Origin of the sequence: Embleya sp. NPDC127516 (assembly GCF_044765325.1) — a bacterium.
Taxonomy (GTDB): Bacteria; Actinomycetota; Actinomycetes; order Streptomycetales; family Streptomycetaceae; genus Embleya.
In genome coordinates this window covers 82,055-99,941 of the sequence record NZ_JBIWJT010000014.1, presented here as the reverse complement: position 1 = coordinate 99,941, position 17,887 = coordinate 82,055, and the positions used below count along the sequence as shown (strand labels likewise).

The 17,887-nt window shown below is 69.2% G+C and carries 18 protein-coding genes and 1 pseudogene; 7 read left to right on the top strand and 12 right to left on the bottom strand.

The window, feature by feature from the left end:
• Nucleotides 1-189: 189 nt before the first annotated feature.
• Nucleotides 190-1,347, bottom strand: a complete 1,158-nt coding sequence (locus ACIRL2_RS26845) for a tetratricopeptide repeat protein (protein WP_402235096.1) — start codon at nt 1,345-1,347, stop codon at nt 190-192.
• Between the two features lie 516 nt (nt 1,348-1,863).
• Between ACIRL2_RS26845 and ACIRL2_RS26840 the strand changes: the two genes are divergently transcribed.
• The 5 genes from ACIRL2_RS26840 to ACIRL2_RS26820 all read left to right on the top strand — a co-directional run bounded on the left by ACIRL2_RS26840 (nt 1,864) and on the right by ACIRL2_RS26820 (nt 5,837).
• Nucleotides 1,864-2,454, top strand: a complete 591-nt coding sequence (locus tag ACIRL2_RS26840) for a TetR/AcrR family transcriptional regulator (protein WP_402235093.1) — start codon at nt 1,864-1,866, stop codon at nt 2,452-2,454.
• Nucleotides 2,455-2,562: 108 nt separating this feature from the next.
• Entirely contained in the window at nt 2,563-3,165 is a 603-nt protein-coding gene (locus tag ACIRL2_RS26835; protein ID WP_402235091.1) for a dihydrofolate reductase family protein, read from the top strand.
• Nucleotides 3,166-3,335: 170 nt separating this feature from the next.
• Nucleotides 3,336-3,629, top strand: coding sequence for a hypothetical protein (locus tag ACIRL2_RS26830; protein WP_402235088.1), 294 nt, complete (start codon nt 3,336-3,338; stop codon nt 3,627-3,629).
• 1,465 nt (nt 3,630-5,094) lie between these two features.
• A complete protein-coding gene (locus ACIRL2_RS26825; protein ID WP_395861585.1) occupies nt 5,095-5,433 on the top strand; it encodes a MerR family transcriptional regulator in 339 nt (112 codons plus the stop codon).
• 272 nt (nt 5,434-5,705) lie between these two features.
• Nucleotides 5,706-5,837 carry a hypothetical protein gene (locus tag ACIRL2_RS26820; protein WP_402235086.1) on the top strand — a complete coding sequence of 44 codons (132 nt, stop codon included), beginning with the start codon at nt 5,706-5,708 and terminating at the stop codon, nt 5,835-5,837.
• A gap of 957 nt (nt 5,838-6,794) precedes the next feature.
• Here the strand turns inward: ACIRL2_RS26820 and ACIRL2_RS26815 are convergent.
• From ACIRL2_RS26815 to ACIRL2_RS26805, 3 genes are all read right to left on the bottom strand, one after another.
• A complete protein-coding gene (locus tag ACIRL2_RS26815) occupies nt 6,795-7,424 on the bottom strand; it encodes a hypothetical protein (protein ID WP_402235083.1) in 630 nt (209 codons plus the stop codon).
• 253 nt (nt 7,425-7,677) lie between these two features.
• On the bottom strand, nt 7,678-7,938 hold the full coding sequence (locus ACIRL2_RS26810) for a hypothetical protein (RefSeq protein WP_402235081.1): 261 nt from the start codon (nt 7,936-7,938) through the stop codon (nt 7,678-7,680).
• A 741-nt stretch (nt 7,939-8,679) separates the two neighbouring features.
• The gene (locus tag ACIRL2_RS26805) at nt 8,680-8,943 is read right to left on the bottom strand and encodes a hypothetical protein (RefSeq protein ID WP_402235079.1); all 264 of its coding nucleotides are present in this window, start codon (nt 8,941-8,943) and stop codon (nt 8,680-8,682) included.
• A gap of 172 nt (nt 8,944-9,115) precedes the next feature.
• On the opposite strand from ACIRL2_RS26805, the gene ACIRL2_RS26800 reads away from it, so the two are divergent.
• Nucleotides 9,116-9,577, top strand: coding sequence for a PH domain-containing protein (locus tag ACIRL2_RS26800; RefSeq protein ID WP_402235076.1), 462 nt, complete (start codon nt 9,116-9,118; stop codon nt 9,575-9,577).
• A 578-nt stretch (nt 9,578-10,155) separates the two neighbouring features.
• Here ACIRL2_RS26800 and ACIRL2_RS26795 read toward each other — a convergent pair.
• The gene (locus ACIRL2_RS26795) at nt 10,156-10,470 is read right to left on the bottom strand and encodes a hypothetical protein (protein WP_402235073.1); all 315 of its coding nucleotides are present in this window, start codon (nt 10,468-10,470) and stop codon (nt 10,156-10,158) included.
• A gap of 71 nt (nt 10,471-10,541) precedes the next feature.
• On the opposite strand from ACIRL2_RS26795, the gene ACIRL2_RS26790 reads away from it, so the two are divergent.
• Nucleotides 10,542-11,414, top strand: coding sequence for an SDR family oxidoreductase (locus ACIRL2_RS26790; protein WP_402235072.1), 873 nt, complete (start codon nt 10,542-10,544; stop codon nt 11,412-11,414).
• Nucleotides 11,415-11,548: 134 nt separating this feature from the next.
• Here ACIRL2_RS26790 and ACIRL2_RS26785 read toward each other — a convergent pair whose 3' ends face one another.
• The 7 genes and pseudogenes from ACIRL2_RS26785 to ACIRL2_RS26755 form a co-directional block, all read right to left on the bottom strand.
• Nucleotides 11,549-11,731 carry a hypothetical protein gene (locus tag ACIRL2_RS26785; RefSeq protein WP_402235070.1) on the bottom strand — a complete coding sequence of 61 codons (183 nt, stop codon included), beginning with the start codon at nt 11,729-11,731 and terminating at the stop codon, nt 11,549-11,551.
• Nucleotides 11,732-11,854: 123 nt separating this feature from the next.
• Nucleotides 11,855-13,072 (bottom strand): aromatic acid exporter family protein, encoded by a 1,218-nt coding sequence (locus ACIRL2_RS26780; protein ID WP_395861599.1) that lies wholly within the window; start codon nt 13,070-13,072, stop codon nt 11,855-11,857.
• A 188-nt stretch (nt 13,073-13,260) separates the two neighbouring features.
• A pseudogene (locus ACIRL2_RS26775) lies at nt 13,261-13,455 on the bottom strand (ornithine decarboxylase); the annotation flags it as partial.
• A gap of 211 nt (nt 13,456-13,666) precedes the next feature.
• Nucleotides 13,667-14,383, bottom strand: coding sequence for a neocarzinostatin apoprotein domain-containing protein (locus ACIRL2_RS26770; protein ID WP_395861601.1), 717 nt, complete (start codon nt 14,381-14,383; stop codon nt 13,667-13,669).
• A 536-nt stretch (nt 14,384-14,919) separates the two neighbouring features.
• The gene (locus tag ACIRL2_RS26765; RefSeq protein WP_395861603.1) at nt 14,920-15,264 is read right to left on the bottom strand and encodes a hypothetical protein; all 345 of its coding nucleotides are present in this window, start codon (nt 15,262-15,264) and stop codon (nt 14,920-14,922) included.
• A 152-nt stretch (nt 15,265-15,416) separates the two neighbouring features.
• Nucleotides 15,417-17,138, bottom strand: a complete 1,722-nt coding sequence (gene ctaD, locus ACIRL2_RS26760) for a cytochrome c oxidase subunit I (protein ID WP_402235067.1) — start codon at nt 17,136-17,138, stop codon at nt 15,417-15,419.
• Nucleotides 17,139-17,217: 79 nt separating this feature from the next.
• Nucleotides 17,218-17,520 (bottom strand): hypothetical protein, encoded by a 303-nt coding sequence (locus ACIRL2_RS26755; RefSeq protein ID WP_402235064.1) that lies wholly within the window; start codon nt 17,518-17,520, stop codon nt 17,218-17,220.
• Nucleotides 17,521-17,887 lie beyond the last annotated feature (367 nt).

The following is a 17,887-nucleotide window of genomic DNA, read 5'->3' as shown; positions in this document are numbered from 1 at the left end:
GGCCGCCGCCGAGGACGCGCTTGCGTACGACGGCGACTTGCCGCCCGACCCCGCCCTCGGCGGGCGCCGAGCAGGACCGCGAGGAGCCACGAACCACACCCCCACGGAGGGCGTCGGCCCCCGGCTACTCGGCCGGCCGCGCGGTGTCAGGTGATGAACCGGATCCCACGCCGGCTTCGGTGCCGCGTATCACAGGGATGGGGGCTCTGCGGATACGTCGGCCCGCGGATCATCCACCGGATCGCACGGCGCGGGTTTCGGCAGGCGGTGGACCGCGATCGCGTCCTCCACCCGCCCCTGCCCGATCAACATGTGGGCCAAGTGTGAACGACCGTAGCCGGTTTCGGCGGCGTAATCCCACAACGCGGCGATCGCCTCGTCGACCCTGCCCTCCGATTCCAACAGCACGGCCAACTGCTCGACGCCGCGCCGGTCGTCGTCGTTCTCGATCCGGGCGGCGACCTCGGTGATCGCCTCGTCTCCTCGCCCGGTCTCGGACAACAACCACGGACGCAGACCCGTGACGTACTCCGCGACGTGCGTATTCCGCTCCGCCGTCTCGGCCGCGAGGTCGAGGGCCATCCGCGCACCGCCGGCAGCGATCAGGAGTTCGAGGAACTCGACCATCAGGCAAGCGCAGTCCACGTGATCCAACTCCGGACGCACCGCCTCCACCGCCTCGTCGACGCGGCCGCTGCGAGCCAGCAGGAGCGCCAACCGGTCCGCGACGCACGGCACGTCCGCCTCGACGGCCGAGCGAAGCACCGCAACGGCGTCGTCGACGCGACCCGACTGCTCCAACCTCTCCGCCAGGGAGCCGACCGCCCAGCGGGCGTGCGGCCCGGTGGCGAGCAGACGCAACTCGTCGAAGCGGTCGTGCCGAGCCAGGATCGCGGTCAACTCCTCGACGTCGTTCGTAGACGTGTGCCGCGCCCTGTCGATCCGCGTGCGCAGCACCTCGACGGCCTCGTCCACCCGCCCGCCACGCTCCAGTACCCGGGCCAACATGATGACCGCGGTGTTCCACGGCCCACCCCTGCCGTCGGCCCGACGCAGGAGGTCGATGACCCGGGCATCACGGCCGTGACCGTCGGAGATTTCGACCAGGGCGTCGCGGTGGAACCAGTCGCCCAGGCGCGGGCGCAGTACCTCGATCGCCTCGTCGATCCGGCCGTTGTCGGCGAGGAGCCGGGCCAGGGAGTCCAGGCGAGGCGTTCGCCGCCCTCGGCCCGGGCCCGCACCAGCGCGATCGCCTCCTCGCCCCGACCCCGGGTGTTCAAGACCCGGGCGGCCTCCTCGACGGCGGGCCACCACCCCGTCTCGGCGAACGGGGCGATTACCTCCCACGCCGCCTCGTACTCGCCACACGCCAGGAAATGCTTCACCGCACCCCGGGCACACCACCACTCGCCCAGCCGCGCCGTGTCCACCACCACGTCCAAGTGGCCCTGTTCAAGCAGGAGATCGACGGTGCGCGGCGGCACTCCGTCGAAGAAGCGTTCCTGGCGGTCGAGTTCGTCGATGTTCACCCGCCGCACCCTAGAGACCAGGCCCGACAGCCGGCGCCGAGCCACGCCACGCCACGCCACGCCACGCCGACAGTTCGGCACTGTCAGCGCGGTGCTTTGCGAGGCGGATCCGAGCCACGACGAACATCGACGACCCGACCGCGTGCCACCGGAAGATCGGATGATTCCCGCGAATCGCCCGCGGTGCTGCGGGTGCGCCTGTCTTGCGCCCATTTCCGACCACTTCCTTTGAAGCACTTCATCTGACGTACTTAGATTGAAGTACTTCACTTGACGTACTTCAGTTGAAGTGCTTCACTCTCGGTGTACTTCAGATCGAAGAGGGGTGTGCGAGATGCGTCAGAACTCACCCCGTCGGGCCGCGCTGCTCGACGGCACCATCGAGGTTCTCGCCCGCGAAGGGGCGCGGGGCCTGACCCAGCGCGCCGTCGACAAGGAGGCGGGGGTGCCCGTCGGCACCGCGTCCAACTACTTCCGCAACCGCGACGACCTGCTCGTCCAGGCCGGCGCCCGTGTCTACGAGCGGCTCAGGCCGGAGGAGGGCGCGCTCGCCGAGATGTTCGACCAGGCGCGGGATGCCGCGTCGTACGGCGCGATGTTGCGGGAGAGCCTCGGCAGGATCACCGCCTTCCCCTCCGGGCATCTGGCGCTGCTGGAACTGCGGTTGGAGGCCACCCGCAGGCCGGAGCTGCGCACTCTGCTCACCGAGCGGGTCCGCGCCGACATCGACGAGAACGTCAGCCGACACGAGTCCGCGAGCCTGCCCGGCGGCGCGACCGCCGTTCTGCTGATGTACCTGGCCATGAACTGGCTGATCGTCGAGCAGCTCACGCTGCCGGACGTGTTCACCGACGCCGAGCGCGACGAGCTCGTCACCCGGGCAGTGGAGCGCATCGTCACTCCGTTCCCCACCACCACGAAATAACCCCGCGACGGCGTCCGCTCCCGAACAGCGCCCGCCGACTCCGCACTTCATCGCAACCGCACCGCGCCGTCCCGTACCACACCGCAACAGATCGACAAAGGACCCATTTTGCGCAAGCTCGTATACTTCATCGCCGCCACGCTCGACGGTTTCATCGCCGGGCCCGACGGCTCCGACCCCACCGGCCCCGGGGGCTTCTGGTCCCCGTCGGAGGACTACATCCGACACCTCGTCGAGGAGTACCCCGAGACCCTGCCGGGGCCTGCCCGCACCGCGCTCGGCGTAACTGCCGAGGGCACCTGCTTCGACACCGTCGTCGAGGGTCGCAACAGCTACGCGGTCGGCCTCGCGGCCGGCGTGACCGACGCCTACCCCCACCTCAGGCACCTGGTCTTCTCCCGGACGCTGACCGAAAGCACGGACCCCCGCGTCGAACTCGTCGCCGACGACCCGGTGTCGAAGATCCGGGAGCTGAAGCGCGCCGATGGCAAGGACATCTGGCTCGTCGGCGGCGGGGAGTTGGCCGGCGCCCTCTACGGCGAGATCGACCGGGTGATCGTCAAACTCAGCCCGCTCACCATCGGTTCCGGCATTCCCCTCTTCGGGCGGACCGCGATCTTCGCACCCAATGCCTGGGAGCTCGTCGACCACACGATCCTCAAGGGCGGCGCGGCCTTCCTCACCTACGACCGGGGCCCCGGAATGGTGTGATCCTCCGCCTGGTGACCGCCCTCCGCACCCATGGCCGTGCGGAGGGCGACGGCGGGTCGGGATGTCGGGTTCGTGGCTCAGGGCCTCGAACGCGCCCTGGCCGGCGTTGCGCAGAGCCTTTCGCCCGGCCGTCCGCCGCACCGGCAACGGCCGGGATCGGCCCCGCTCCGGTGTCGTCGGCCGCCGATGCTTCGCCTCTTGGCCCGGACGAACTCGTCGTCCGTCAGTGCGCCGTGCCGGTGCAGGACGGCGAGCCGGGCGAGTTCGTCGAGCATCGACGGGCTGTCCGGCCGCCGAGGGGCGGCTGGTTCCCCAGTGTCCTGCCGCGCTCTCGCGGCCGCGGCAACCGCGGCGGCGACGGCGTCGCGCAGCGTATCGACGAACGTGTCCGCCCGGGCGAGGTTCTCCCAACCGTACGCACCGCCGACGGCGACGATCTTGAGTACGTGCCCGGTGAGCTGTGACCACGTGGTCGTGATGTCGGTGATGCCCCAGGGGCACCGCCACGGTGGGCCGGCCCTCCTTGGCGTAGATCAGGCGGTGGGTGGTGAGCACCGGGGTTCCGTTGGTCCCTGCCGGGCGCGGGCGGATGTCGCCAGTACGGAGGTTTCGCCGGGCACGGCGGTGTCGTCGACGGCCCACGTCACGGTGTTCGCCCGGTCCATCTGATCGAGCGCCATTTCTGCGGGGTCACCTCAGTCCATGACCTTCACCTTCCTTTCTCAACTCGAATTCCGCGACACATCTGCTGAGTTCACGAACCACCGGGCGCCGGCTCCGGCCGCGCGCAGCACACGCGGCCGCGTGCGGGCCGTACGGGCTGTGCGGGCTGCGCGGCACCACCAACAGTAGGAACCCCGTCCCCGGACTCTCGGGGTTGGCGACCCGAATCGCCTCGTAGCGCACCGGCGGCGCCGTGTTGCCGGGGCGATTCCTTGCGCGCTCAGTCGTCACCCGGGGTGGGTGGTTCGGTTCTCGAGGGTCGTGATGTGTTGGTGAGGTCGGCGCCGGTGGCGGCGTCTCGCCGGGAGTGGACGACGCCGTCCTCGGGGATGACGGCCACGCGCCCGCCATCCGCTCGAAGCCGATTACCTCACCACCCGGCGCGCGAAAATCTATCGTGGCCGCAGTAGACATCAGGTGGTGCTGTGGCTATGGTTTCTGTCGTAGCCCAGAGAGACCGAAGGGCCTGGCAGAGACGAACTGCCGGTCGCAGTACCCGTAGTCGCAGTGCGCAGTACATGAGGTCGCAGGTGCAGGACGGTGCGCTTGTGGTGTCCCGAAGCCAGGGTTGTCGCAGGACGGCGACGGGACTGACGGACGTACCGGGCGGTCCGCAGTGACCAGGGCAGCCGTGAGCAGTACCGCGGTTCACGCGGTGGCGGTACCGGCAAGTGCAGGTCGCAGTGGAGTAGGTGAGCGGTACCTCGGTGAAGGCGTCGGCTGCGGGCGCGCGCACCGGGAGGTTCGGCAGTGGGGTTCCAAGCCAAGCGACACGCAGAACGGGCGATCGGGGCCGGCTGGCGAAGCAGGGGTGGCGCCGTCACGGGCCACCGAGCAGTACGCATTACCCGCGGCACGCAAGAAGGCAGCACCGGCAGTACGCAGTAACCCAAGAGAGCAGTACGCAGCAACCGATAGGGCAGTACCGGCAGTACGCAATCTGGTCACCGAGGAAGAACGAAGGAGTGGAAGCGCCATCGGGATCGCCCGGGCGGAAGTCTCCAACCCGGGTACCGCAGGACATCGTTGGTGAGGTGGTCTCCGGTCACGAATCCGCGATCCCCGCAACCCCCGGCTGCGGTTCGGTCGGGTTTGCGGAACGACAGGCCGGCACAGTGTCAGGGCCGGCGGATGGTGTAGCAGTTCCTTCGGGGCCCTGGTGCCAACGGCACCAGGGCCCCTCAACGCGTTCCACAGAGAGGTGTGATGACAGCAGAGGACCCGCACGGCCGCCTCGACGACGACCACTACCCCGCCTACACCACGGGCCGGGCCGCCGAACTCCTCGGCACCACCCCGAGTTTCCTGCGCGCCGTCGAACAAGCCCGCCTGATCACCCCGCAGCGCTCCACCGGCGGACACCGCCGCTACTCCCGCCACCAACTGCGCATCGCCGCCCGCGCCCGGGAACTCGCCGACCACGGAACCTCCATCGAGGCAGCCTGCCGCATCGCCGTGCTCGAAGGCAGGCTCGAGCAAGCCCACCGCGTCAACACCGAACACCGCCCCGACACCGAACCGGCGAACCCCACGGCCGCGGCCTGAGAACGGCCGAGTCCAGCAAACCGCAGGAGCCTTACGGCTGCCCGCCTGTACACCTACCGCCCGGGACGCACAGCGTTCCGGGCGACCGCACACCCGCTGCGGCCACGAGGCCGAGAACCCACGCGCGAGCACACCCCTCGACCACCCCGGCCCGAGCCATTCTCTTCCCCTCGTCGGATCGGCGGAGTACCGTTCCCGGTCCGTTGACCTTGGGAGGTCCCCGACATGTATGTCGGGAATTCACCAACGACGAAGGTGTCACCTGCCGGGCCGTGACGACCGAAGAGGCCGCCGCCCGACCCGACGAGGAACACCACGTGATGTACCGCCGCGTCCTCGCCACCCACCGCCCGCCCGACCCCGCGATGGAACCCGTCAACCGCACCCTCGCGACACCAACCTGAACGCCCTCGTCCTCGAACACCTCGAAGGACTCCTACACCCCGGCCGCCACATCGGCCTGAACGACCTCGCGCCCGGCCTGCTGCGCCCGGACCCGGCCCGCAGCCGATGGCGAGCATGGACCGCCTGTTCGACCATCAGATCGAAACGATCGCCGACCGGATCCGGCGAGGCCAGGCGGGATGACCCGTCAGCGGGCCACCGGTGATCCCCTCCACCGGTGGCCCGCGCGACGAACGAGAACGGCTGCGACCGCGCCTTGCTGCGGATGCCGTTGGCGAATTCGTCCCCTGCCGGAACGAGACGAACGGAGCGGCTTCACCGCAGGTGGCCGCGATCGGGTCGGCGGGGTTCGGGAGTTCGCCGACGGCATCCACGCGTTGCCGCGACTGGAGCCGTTCCCCGTCATCCTCCGCGGGGCACAGCCCGCACAACACGCCGAAGGCGAATGTGTGGACCCCGCGAAAGGCACCCGCCGACAGTCGCGCCAACCCGGCACCCAGCGCGGGCAGTTCACCCGAACGAGACGAACGAGCCCGCGCCCGACCGGGCGAACAAGCCGAACCGGCCTCCCCGAGGACGCGTGAGACAGCGGAGACACCCGATCCCGAGGCCGCACACCAACCCCGACGACTACGGTCGCCACATGACCGACGACACCCCCCACGCCCCACCCCCGACACTGGTACGGGTGGCACTGTCCGCGAGAACCTGGGTGGACCTCCGCCGAGGAACTCCGGGCCGGGGGCCGTTTCCCGGTGTTCGGGACGATCACACTGGCTCTTTTTGTTTTCGATGCCTGCTTCACTGCTCCTGACCAGGGAATACGCCGAAGTCCTGCCGGAGCGCCGATACTCCGGCAGGACTTCGGGCAGGCGTCGGGAACCAGGTGATCGACAGGTCGGTGCATCTGAGTGCAGCGCTGCCGTAACCCGGTCGTCATCGGGCCGGGGCGGCCGTCAGTGGTCGTTGATGTAGCTCGCCCGGTAGTAAGTGCTGCCCCCTGCGCCTTGGTAGGTGAGGTCGATACGTGCGCCCTCCGCCAGGTTGTACCAGCTGCCGTCGCTGACCCCGCGCGTGACGCACGAACCGTAGCCCTTGGTGACCGTGATCGTGTAGCTGGCAGAGCTCCTGTCCGTGACCGACACCGTAGCCGGCTTGCCGTTGCCGGCCGAATCGCAGACGGAGACGATGTCCCCGTATTCCTCGACGTAGACCGTGACGCCGGGGGCGCGGTACACGTGGTCCCACACGATGCCGTCCGGAACGTCGGCGGCTGAGGCGGGCGGCGCGGCGACGGCGGTCAGCGCCGCCAGTCCGGCTGCGCCCACCAGAGCGCCGATGGTGCGACGAACGCGACGGGAGCGCTTGGTGACCGGGGTTTCACCGGTGGGAGGCATAGGTGTCCTCTCGAAATGTTGGCCGATTGGAGCGACCACCGTAGATCCGAAGCCCTGCTCCTGTCTCGTGCGCAGCGTGGATCGGCGCTTTGTGGATGAAGCCGTTTCTCGGTTGCTGCCGGCGATACCGGGTCGGGCGATGCGGGCGATGATCTGCCGCTCGCGCGGCCACGGAAAGACTTGTTGCAATGTCCGAACTATGTCATCGGCTCGGGCTCGACACCGGAAAAGCATTACGGTGGAGCGTAAAGTGATGCGTCTTTCATAAGCCCGCATGGAGATTCGACGTGGTGGCACATTCGCCACCCGGGCCTTTCGGCTGCCCCGGTCCGACGTGCCGGCGGTCGTTCCTGGATCAGCCGTGCCGTACTTCCGGGTGGCGCGCACGTCCGGCGCCCGGTTTCGGCACGAGCGCGTGCGGATCTTGCCCGAGCCGTAAGGGTCATCGCGTGCTCCGGACGCCGTTGGCCTTGCCCCGGAGCTGCATGGACACGCCGTAGCCGTCGGTCCGCACGTCCAACGGGCCGTCGTCGTTGTCCACGATGTCGGGGTGCGCGTGCACCCGGTGCGTTGCCGCGTTGCCGATGTGGAGCGCGGGATGAAATGCGTGGCGGCGATTGCCTCGGCCCCGGCCGGCTGTCGAGACGCCGGTGGTGAATGCGAGCGCGATGGCCACGCAGAACTTGGCAACGCGTCTGTTCATGGCGCGCAGGGGTATTCCTTTCCGGGGACGGGTTATCGGGGCCGGTCTCCGGTCGGAACCGACGGGGCCGCCGGCCACGGACCGCATTCATTCGCCGCGCTTTTCGGATAGTCGCGGACGTCGCCGTACGGTGCGCGCATTCGCCACGCGAGTGGTGGCAGAATTCCTCAACCGTGGTGCATCGGCAGCCTCTTGTCAGCGGGAAATGGTGCATCAGTTGCGCTGCCTGAAGGGAAATAGTGCTCAAGCACCCAACGGCGAAGGGAAAATGGTGCACGGGTTCCCTATAGCCATGCAGCGGATACGTTCCCCGGCAGTGTCGTCCGCCGCGAATGTGTCGGGTCGGGTCGGGTCGGGATCGGGCTCCCGGAGCTGGGCGCCTCGTTCGGTTGGTGGCGAGTCCGTCGGTGGCGTTGCTGTGCCGAAGCACGCTGGTTTGTCACCGGGGCAGGCTTGTGTGACCGATCTGCTGTGGTGGCCCGCCCAAGGGTGGCGGCGCATGTGTGGCGTGGCTGTCGTGGGGATGCACGTTCCTGTGGCGCTCGGCCCGACCGCAGGGTGTGCTTGCGCCGGCCCCGGCGGTGTACGCGCGCGACGCGGACAGCGTGGGCGAATGGCCCAGTGGCGGGCCGCGGGGGTGTTACGCGCGGGGATGGTCGATGAGCATGCGCTGCCAGTCCAGCGACCACCGCTGCGCCGGATCGGGCCGTCCGGTGGGGTTCCAGTCGGGGTCGATCTCGGTCAGTCGCTGCCGGCGTTCGCGCCATCGGTCGGGGTTTTTGCGGTGGCGGTGCGGCCTTCGCCGGGGTGTTGGCGTAGGGCGCGGCCGATGGCCTGGGCGACCTCCAGGATGCTGCACTTGGGGGTGGCGTGGGAACCGCCGGAGGTCGACCGGTTCGGCCGCCCGACACCGGCGACCCACCCGACGTTCGCCTCCCATTGGGCATATGCCTCCGGTAGGAATCGCGCCGCGACGCAGATGTGGGAGACACCGTTCCTGCGCACGCCGGCAACCATTGCGCCCTCCCGCGCGGGGGCTTCGTGTGCTTGGCTCGTCCGGAGATTAGTTCGTACGCATTTTCGTTCGCCGGTCGAACCACCGGAGTTGATGGTCGTGTCCTGCGGGCGTGGGGATCCCTCGGAGTGGCGTGAATATCGGCTGGGCCTCGGATCGGGCATGCTCCCGATGGTCTTCGTGCTCGGCATCGGTGTCGTGGCCACGGTGGGGATCGCTTCGGAGACCGGCTGGTTCTCCCTCGGGCCGCTGCTGATGGGGCTGTTCTCCGTGTTGATGTCCTTCGAGCTCTTCCGTGTGCACGTGATCAGGGCAACGGTCGTCGACGGGCACGGCGTGACGCTTCGCGGGGTGATTCGTACCCGCGTGGTGGAGTGGCGGGACGTGCAGGGCATCGAGATCGAGACGCTGCCCTGGGGATTGGAGGACCAGCCGACACGGGCGGCCGTGTTGTACGACTCGACCGGGCGGAAATACGACCTTCCCAATATGGACGACCTCCGCACGGACGACCTGAACCACGAGGTGAACGCCCTGCGGGAGACATGGGTACGACGCCGGGGCGAGCATTGGGCGTCCGTCCCCGAGGTGGCGGCCCGGATCAGGCGCGACCGCGGAAGGTGAGTCGACCCCGTACGCGAGATCGCGTGTGTTTCGGTCGTGCCGCGTAGCGTTCGAGGTGTCGGGGGTGGCCCCGTATTCACGGATTTGTGCGGATCGACCGCCCCCGGACTCGGGACCCGTCAACACTTTGCGCTCGCGCACCGGGGCCTCGCGGTCGAGTGCGCTGAAGGCGACGGTTGCCTCCCCGTCGCTGTGGCTCACCTGCGCGAGCAGACCGGGCGCGACGGACACGAGAGGCTCAACCGGCACACGACCGCCAACGCATTGGGAAGATCGCCGGGTTCGTCCGCGACGACGTGACCGGATGGGACTGTCAGTGGCCGAGCTCAAGCACGCCTCCCGCAGCGACATCACCACCGCCCGCACTCTCGTCCGCACGGTCGAGCGACTGCTCATGTCGCTGTTCCTGGAGCGTCTGTGACCACCGGCCATCGCCGGCTCCACAGCACGGAGCGGGCGAAGCCGATCACGCGAGCGACGGCGCGGCCGAAGCACACCACAGGACCGACACGCCCGCCGCTGTGCGGCGCGCGGAGCCGGAGGCGTGTCGGCTGATCTCGCGGACCTCGTCGGGGCGGTCACCGGCGCGGATGGCGGCCGGCACGACCGGAGTGGGCGGCCAGGCGCACGGGGAGCCCGGCGCGTTCGGCGACCCGGGTGATCACCGCGCAACAGCCGTTCGGGGACGGGCTGTCGCCGATCCGGCCGATCCGGTCGACCCGGTCGATGGTGCGGAACGCCGGTCCCTCGACGAGTTCGGCGGCGGTGACTCGTCCGTAGCCGCCGTGGGAGTTCGGGGGCCGCTGGAGGACGGGGAGATCGCGGGCATGGTTCCCACCCTGCGGCGGAACGGGCGCGCGGGAGTACGGGCGGATCGGGCGGGTAGCGGTCAACGATTCGTGCCGACACTTCCCGACCGGGCCACGTGCCGGACGCGACAACCGGTGGTACGACAGGAGCAGCGATGAGCACCCCGTCCGAGCAGAACCCGCCGCCGCCGCAGCAGCAGCGGGCCCCCGGCACCACGTCGGCCATGGATCCCACGCCGCAGGACGAGATGCGCGACTATCTCGGCAGCGGCCTGCTCGAGGGTCGTCGGGCGCTGATCACGGGCGGGGACTCCGGCATCGGTCGCGCGGTGGCGATCGCGTTCGCCAAGGAGGGCGCGGACGTGGCCATCGCGTACCTGTCCGAGCGCGAGGATGAGGACGCCGCACACACCGCGCGGCTGGTCGAGCGAGCCGGGCGTATCTGTGTGGTTCTTCGCGCCGACCTGTCGGTGGAGCTCAACTGTCGGGACGTGGTCGCGCGGGCCGCCCGCGACCTCGGCGGCTTGGACATCCTGGTCAACAACTGCGGAACCCAGAACCCGGTGGACGATCTGGAGCAACTCGACAGCGAGCAGTGGGAGTACACCTTCCGGGTCAACATCCACAGCTTCTTCTGGACGACCAAGGCCGCCCTGGCGCACCTGCCGTCGGGCGGATCGGTGATCAACACCTCGTCGATCAACGGACTGCGCGGCAACAAGACCTTGATCGACTACTCGGCCACGAAGGGCGCCATCCTCGCCTTGACCTATTCCCTGGCCCAGTCCTTCCAGGAACGCGGCATCCGGGTCAACTGCGTGGCCCCGGGCCCGGTTTGGACCCCGCTGATCCCCGCGACGTTCCCACCGGAGAAGGTCGCCACGTTCGGGCAGCAGGCTCCGATGGGGCGCGCGGCTCAGCCGGACGAGATCGCCCCCTCGTACGTGTTCTTCGCGTCGAATCGTCTGTCCGGCTACTACTCCGGCGAGGTCTTGGCTCCCATCGGAGGTGAAACCCTCCCGGGCTGACGCGCCGCTCGCTTGCGGCCACCGACATCGTCCGACTCCTCCTCGCTCCCGTTTCCGACGCGAGCCGATCGCGGACGCGCCGGGAACGGGGGCCGGTAACGCTCGCCCGAACGGCCGGGTTCGCCGATGCCGTGTCAGCACGACGGCACTTTGCCGCGTCCCGTGCCGAGTGCGTTCCACGCGTTCACCGCGTCGGAGAGGGTTTCAACGGGGACCAGCCGCAGTCCGCCGCATGCGGCTCGATCGGCTTCGGCGTATTCGGCACGTGGCAGGACGAACGCCGTTGCCCCGTCCCACTTCGCGGCCAGGAGCTTCATTGGGAGGCCGTCGATCTTGCCGACCCGGCCGTCGTCGATCGCTCCGGCCCGGCGATGGTGCGTCCACCGGTGAGATCTCCCCGGGGTAGCCGAGCCGACATGACTGCTCTGGCGCGACGCTGCTCAGTCTCCGACCCGGTGAAGACCGCTGTCCGGGTCGACCTTCAGATCGCTCAGCAGCCGGCCCGCCTCGGCGAGCAGGGAACCGGACAGCGCGGTTGTCACCGGTCCCGACCGCGCCGCCTCGGGCAAGCGCTCGGCGAGTACGGAGTGGATTTCGGCGGCTCGGTCCAACTCGTCCCGGGCGCGGCGCAGTCGCGCGTTCGGTGGGCCTGCCGCGTCCGGCCGCGCCGATGTGCCGGTCGTGGCCACGGCCCGTCCGTACTCGCGCACCGCTCGTGCCAGTGCCTCCAGGAAGGCCGCGTAGGGCGCCAACGTTCTGCCGTCCGGGGTCAGGTCCACCCCGTCCGCTCGCGCGGTGTCCCGAATGGTCCTGGTGATCGCGATCGTGCGGGCCACCAGGTCCTGCAGCGTGGGCAGGAAGCCGTGCTCGATCTCCGGTACCGGACCATGGCGGTGCCGGCGGGGGTTCATCCGGACACTCTCGCGTGCGTGTTCGGTGGCCGCCCGCAGGTCCTCCCACCGGCGGGAGACCCGCAGCGCCCGCCGATACCGTTCGTCCGCCGCCGCTGCGTCCCATTGCTCGCGCAGCCCGGCGGCCGACTCGGCCAGGATCTCCGCGACCTCGTCCGCCACGTCGAGCGCGGCGCGGCGGCTGTCCCGCAGGTGCATCGGCGGCCGGATCAGCAAGTTCACCGCGAGTCCGATCAGGGCTCCGAGGAGTGCCTCCCCGAGACGGTGTCCGATGGTGGCGCCGGTGACCGGGCCGTAGGACAGCACGAACAGCGCGCTGGTCGAGCTGTACATCCCCTTGTCCCCGAACCGCCGCCAGTTGCCGATCAGCATCGTGATCGGCAGCACCGCCGCCATCGCCCCGATGGTGCTGCCGCACATCACCCAGGCGAGGGCGGCGATCAGCGTGCCGAAGGTCATCGACACCAGGACCTGGAGAGCCTGGGCCACCGATCGGTACACCGTCGCCTGAACGAGCACGATCGCCACCCAGGGCGCCATGATGGCCATCGGGGCCCGCAGCCACCACCCTGCCACGGCCCAACTGAGCACCGCCGCGAGCGCGGCCTTGGCCGACTGCCAGACCAGATCCCGCTCGCGCCCCGGACCTCGCCACGCACGGGTCGCCGACCGCCCGATCCCCCGCAGTTCGGCCCCGACCACCGCGGGCGCGCCACGAAGACGTCGCCCCCAAGAAACAGATGACATCACCCGAGCCTGTCCCGCTGTCCCGATTTGACACCCGCTTTTGTGTCTGGCGGAACTCGGCTATTTCGGCGCGGGCGACGGTCGGGAACTCGAACAACGGAGACCTACACTCGACAAACGAGCCGCCGGGCACGTGGGTTTCGCAGCCGAACAGCCGTTGCCCGCACGTGTTCGCCTTTGATCGGCGCTCACTCGTCGAGTTCTTCGTCGACCACACGGACGCTGCCGACTTTGGGGTCCACCGCGTCCGGAACGACCACGCCGGCCCGGACTCCGGACGTCAGGGAGTCCACGACCGGGGCCGTGAGCCCCTCGCCGGGCAGGGCGGCGGGGATACCCGGGGGGTAGGACGTGAGCATTTCGGCACTGGTGCGGCCGACCGCATGATCTGCCCAGCGCCCTGAACCTCATCGACAGGCGTGCGAACGTCGATGAGGAACCCTCCGTACATCAGCTGCGCGACACCGGCGTGTGTGGCGACGGCGACACTCGCGGCCGAAGGCCTCATCACGTCCGCGCACGCGACGCGCCGTTTTTCGGTCCCACGCCTATGCCCCGATTCCCAAGTCTCGTGGTCCATGCCCGGTCTCGGATCTACTTGTCGCCGCTGCCTCGTCCCGTACCGGCCTGGCGTCGGTTGCGGACCACGAACACCACAATCGCGGCGATGACCGCGATCACGCCTGCCATGACGGCGGGGAGTACCCAGGGGTTCTCGTCGGTGTCGGTGTCCTGCGCCTTCGGGGGCGCCGAGTCGGTGGGGGCCGAGGGACTCGCCGGCGAGGGCTGTGCGGCCGTCGCGCCGTCGCTGCCGGGCGTGGCCGAGGGGCTTGGTGCCCAGGTGGCCGGCAGTCCGGGGACCTCGCCGCGGAACCCGATCGAGAGGTAGCTCTCCTGGCTGCGGTCCCCACCGCCGCCGACCTTGGTGGTGGCCACGGCGCAGCGGGTGCGCAGGCAGTCGACGGGACCGAACGCGGCGCGTACGCGCAATTCCCGGGTGAAGGTGCCGTCGGTGTCGACCCGAACGGGCTCTTCACCCAGGTCGGTGTCGCATGCCGCGTCGGGCCCCTGGGCGGGGTCGCACGTTTTGACGCGCACCTCGCTGCCGGGCCGGAAGCCGCGGCCTGTCACGGTGATGCGATCGCCGGCGGGGTCCAGTGAGCCCGTGCGGTCGGCGGTCAGGGTCGGTCGACCGTCGTTCGTGGGGACGGGGGAGGCGTGCGCGAGTCCCGGCGAGTTCGCGAGTGTCCACATCAGGATGGGTGCGGTGAGGGTGAGGGCGGCTCGAAGGGGACTGCCGGTCGAGGGCATGACCATGATGCTTCCAATCGTTCCGAGTTCGCCGTCGGCCCGTGGGCGCATGGCGGTGCCTTGTTCTGTTTGCCGGGTCAACCCGATTCCGGGAGTGCAAACGCGAAAGTGTTGATCGCTTCGGTTTCTGCCGATACCCGGAGGCGGCGCGGTCATCCGCGACACGCGAGGTGTCGCGGGCGGATCCGCCGGAGGGGGGACGCGAGGCCGGGAGAAATCGGGGGACCGGACCGATCCAGATCCGCATCTCGTCATCCGCGTGCGTTTGACGGTGGAAATGGCCCGATGGGCGTTCGTTCTCGGTGTGCGCTCGGCGTCACGATCGTGTGGCGGATGGGTGGTGGGTCTGGGGCGCGTCGGCGCGGATGACCACGAGTTCCTCTTGACGTTGGCCCGGTGCGATCAGGCCGCGCTGTTCCAGGAAGGTCGCGCGGGCGGTCAGGACCGGGCCGAAGGGTTCGAGGCGGCGGGCGACGACTTCGGCGTGCAGGCCGAGGGATTCCAGGAGGCCCAGGGTCGGTCGCCGGAGTCGTCGATCACCAGGACCCGCCCGCGTGCGGTGTGGTGGCCGGATCCGCCGGCAACAGTTTCACGCGGCGGGCGTTGATCCGCTTGTGGTCCCAGGTGGGCTCGGACAGGTCCCAGGTGGGCCCGGACAGGAGGAACCGGAGCCGCTGCACCGCCGGATGCCGTGCACCGATCAGAGGCTCCGCACCGACCAGACAGGTCGGCGTCTTGTTGCGGTCCCTCGGCAGCAACGGCCCGGCCGGGTACTCGCGGAACCCGCGCCGCTGCGCCAACGTCGAGAAGAGGTCGTCGAACCGCGCGGCGTAGGCCTCCAGCGGCCCGGGTGCGGGCGGACAGGGCACACGCTTGGTCATCGCACCCCCGAGGCGCAGACGGCGGTCCCTTCTATCGGCATCCCGCGACCCCGGCCCGCTGTATTCCGCGCCGCGCCGGGGTCGGGTCGGCGACGGCCCGCCGCTGGGTGGGTGGGTGGTCGTCATCGGTCGGGGCTTTTGGCCTGTTGTTCCTATCTGCCAATTTTGTCGGGGTTGACGTCGAGGATGTGCTCTTTTCCGCGTTGGGTCTCGTAGTCCAGGATGGCGATCTCGGGGTGGCGGACGTCGAAGGCCGGCGATTCGGAGCGGATCCGGGGCAGTCTGGTGAAGTTGTGCCGCGGCGGCGGGCAGGAGGTGGCCCATTCCAGTGAGCGTCCGTAGCCCCAGGGGTCGTCCACGATCACCTCGCGTCCGAACCGGTGTGTCTTCCAGACGTTGTACAGGAACGGAAGGGTGGACAGGCCGAGGAGGAGGGCGCCGATGGTGGAGATCGTGTTGAGCGTGGTGAAGCCGTCGGAGGCGAGGTAGTCCGCGTAGCGGCGGGGCATGCCCTCGGCACCGAGCCAGTGTTGGACGAGGAAGGTGGTGTGGAAGCCGACGAACAGGGTCCAGAAGTGGATCTTGCCGAGCCGCTCGTCCAGCATTTTTCCGGTGAACTTGGGCCACCAGAAGTGGAATCCGGCGAACATGGCGAAGACGACGGTTCCGAAGACGACGTAGTGGAAGTGGGCGACGACGAAGTAGGAGTCGGTCACGTGGAAATCGAGCGGGGGTGACGCGAGGATGACGCCGGTGAGGCCGCCGAAGAGGAAGGTGACCAGGAAGCCGATCGACCACAGCATGGGCGTTTCGAAGGAGAGCGACCCGTGCCACATGGTGCCGATCCAGTTGAAGAACTTGACGCCGGTGGGGACGGCGATCAGGAACGTCATGAAGGAGAAGAACGGCAGCATCACGGCACCGGTGGGAAACATGTGGTGGGCCCAGACGGTGACCGACAGGCCCGCGATGGCGATGGTGGCGGCGATCAGACCCTTGTAACCGAAGACCGGGTTGCGCGAGAAGACCGGGAGGATCTCGGTGACGATGCCGAAGAACGGCAACGCGATGATGTAGACCTCCGGGTGGCCGAAGAACCAGAACAGGTGCTGCCACAGCAGGGCACCGCCGTTGGCGGGGTCGAAAACGTGGGTGCCGAACTTGCGGTCGGCTTCCAGCGCGAACAGCGCGGCGGCCAGGACCGGGAACGCCATGATGACCAGGACCGAGGTCAGCAGCACGTTCCAGCAGAAGATCGGCAGCCGGAACATCGTCATGCCGGGCGCGCGCATGCAGATGATCGTGGTGATGAAGTTGACCGCGCCCACGATGGTGCCGAATCCGGACAGTGCCAGGCCCATGATCCACATGTCGCCGCCGATGGAGGGTGAGCGCACGGCCGAGCTGAGCGGGGTGTAGGCGAACCAGCCGAAGTCGGCTGCCCCGTCCGGGGTGAGGAACCCGGCGACCGCGATCAGCGAACCGAACAGGTAAAGCCAGTAGGCGAGCATGTTCAGGCGGGGGAACGCCACATCCGGGGCGCCGATCTGGAGCGGCATGATCCAGTTGGTGAAGCCGGCGAACAGGGGCGTGGCGAACATCAGGAGCATGATCGCTCCGTGCATGGTGAATGCCTGGTTGTACTGCTCATTCGAGAGCAACTGGGTCCCCGGCCGGGCCAGTTCGGTCCGGATCGCGAGCGCGAGGATCCCGCCGAACAGGAAGAACAGGAACGATGTCGTGAGGTAGAGACTGCCGATCGTCTTGTGATCGGTGGTGGTCAACCACTTCACCACGATCGTCCCACGACGAGATGAGCGCGGAGCCGCCACGTCGGGTGGGAAAGGCGCCAAGGGGGTTTGGACGTCGGTCATTCGTGCTCCACGGGAAGGGTCGTAAGGCGGTACCGGAACGAGGTGGTCGATCGCTGCGCTCGACGGGTGAGGACGTCGTTCACGGATGCCGACACCGATGCCGATGCCGGGAGGCCCATGCCGGCAGGGGCAGTGCTCCCAGTGCCGCGAGCGACGCGCGGGGAACCAGTACCAGCGGATGCGACAGCCTCGTCGCCGCCACCACGCCACACGCCACGGCCACGGGAGCCAGGACGATGACGGCTGCGACGATCCGCAGCCTCGGTGCGGGCGGTGCGGCGCCGGCCCGCACAGGTCCATGCGCCCACACGCCGAGGCGGAGTTCCGCCACGAGGGCGCACCACGCCCGCCGTTCGCCTTTACTCAGGATTCCGGTAGCCATGGCCTTCTCCTCGTAGCACCGCGACAACGCGTCACGGCAAACGCGCGGCCCCTGCCCGCGAAGCCGCCGATCCACGCACCGGCGAGCGGAGTTCACCCGTCCGGTCCTACCGCACAGTCGGGTTCGCTCTCGAAGGCGTCGCAAGCGGCGACCTCGGGTCGAGCGGTGCGCACCCGCCCCGAACTCCTCGTTGTCAATGGCGCAACGGTCGATCGCGGCGCGGGAGCAAGGCGGAGCGGTATGCGGCCCGTGCGCACGCGTAGCCTCGCCGACATGGCGCATGAGGAGGGGTCGCACGTGAGACGCCGGGACCGGATCGCCGCGCCGTGGGGGACTCGCACGCCATAGCCGAGGAGGACCACACGCT

Coding starts and splice junctions, on each gene's coding strand:
- ACIRL2_RS26825 (WP_395861585.1), top strand. CDS start 5,095: ATGACAGCAGAGGACCCGCACGGCCGCCTCGACGACGACCACTACCCC.
- ACIRL2_RS26840 (WP_402235093.1), top strand. CDS start 1,864: ATGCGTCAGAACTCACCCCGTCGGGCCGCGCTGCTCGACGGCACCATC.
- ACIRL2_RS26770 (WP_395861601.1), bottom strand. CDS start 14,383: ATGCCCTCGACCGGCAGTCCCCTTCGAGCCGCCCTCACCCTCACCGCA.
- ctaD (WP_402235067.1), bottom strand. CDS start 17,138: ATGACCGACGTCCAAACCCCCTTGGCGCCTTTCCCACCCGACGTGGCG.
- ACIRL2_RS26780 (WP_395861599.1), bottom strand. CDS start 13,072: ATGTCATCTGTTTCTTGGGGGCGACGTCTTCGTGGCGCGCCCGCGGTG.
- ACIRL2_RS26755 (WP_402235064.1), bottom strand. CDS start 17,520: ATGGCTACCGGAATCCTGAGTAAAGGCGAACGGCGGGCGTGGTGCGCC.
- ACIRL2_RS26785 (WP_402235070.1), bottom strand. CDS start 11,731: ATGAAGCTCCTGGCCGCGAAGTGGGACGGGGCAACGGCGTTCGTCCTG.
- ACIRL2_RS26790 (WP_402235072.1), top strand. CDS start 10,542: ATGAGCACCCCGTCCGAGCAGAACCCGCCGCCGCCGCAGCAGCAGCGG.
- ACIRL2_RS26800 (WP_402235076.1), top strand. CDS start 9,116: ATGCTCCCGATGGTCTTCGTGCTCGGCATCGGTGTCGTGGCCACGGTG.
- ACIRL2_RS26765 (WP_395861603.1), bottom strand. CDS start 15,264: ATGACCAAGCGTGTGCCCTGTCCGCCCGCACCCGGGCCGCTGGAGGCC.
- ACIRL2_RS26810 (WP_402235081.1), bottom strand. CDS start 7,938: ATGAACAGACGCGTTGCCAAGTTCTGCGTGGCCATCGCGCTCGCATTC.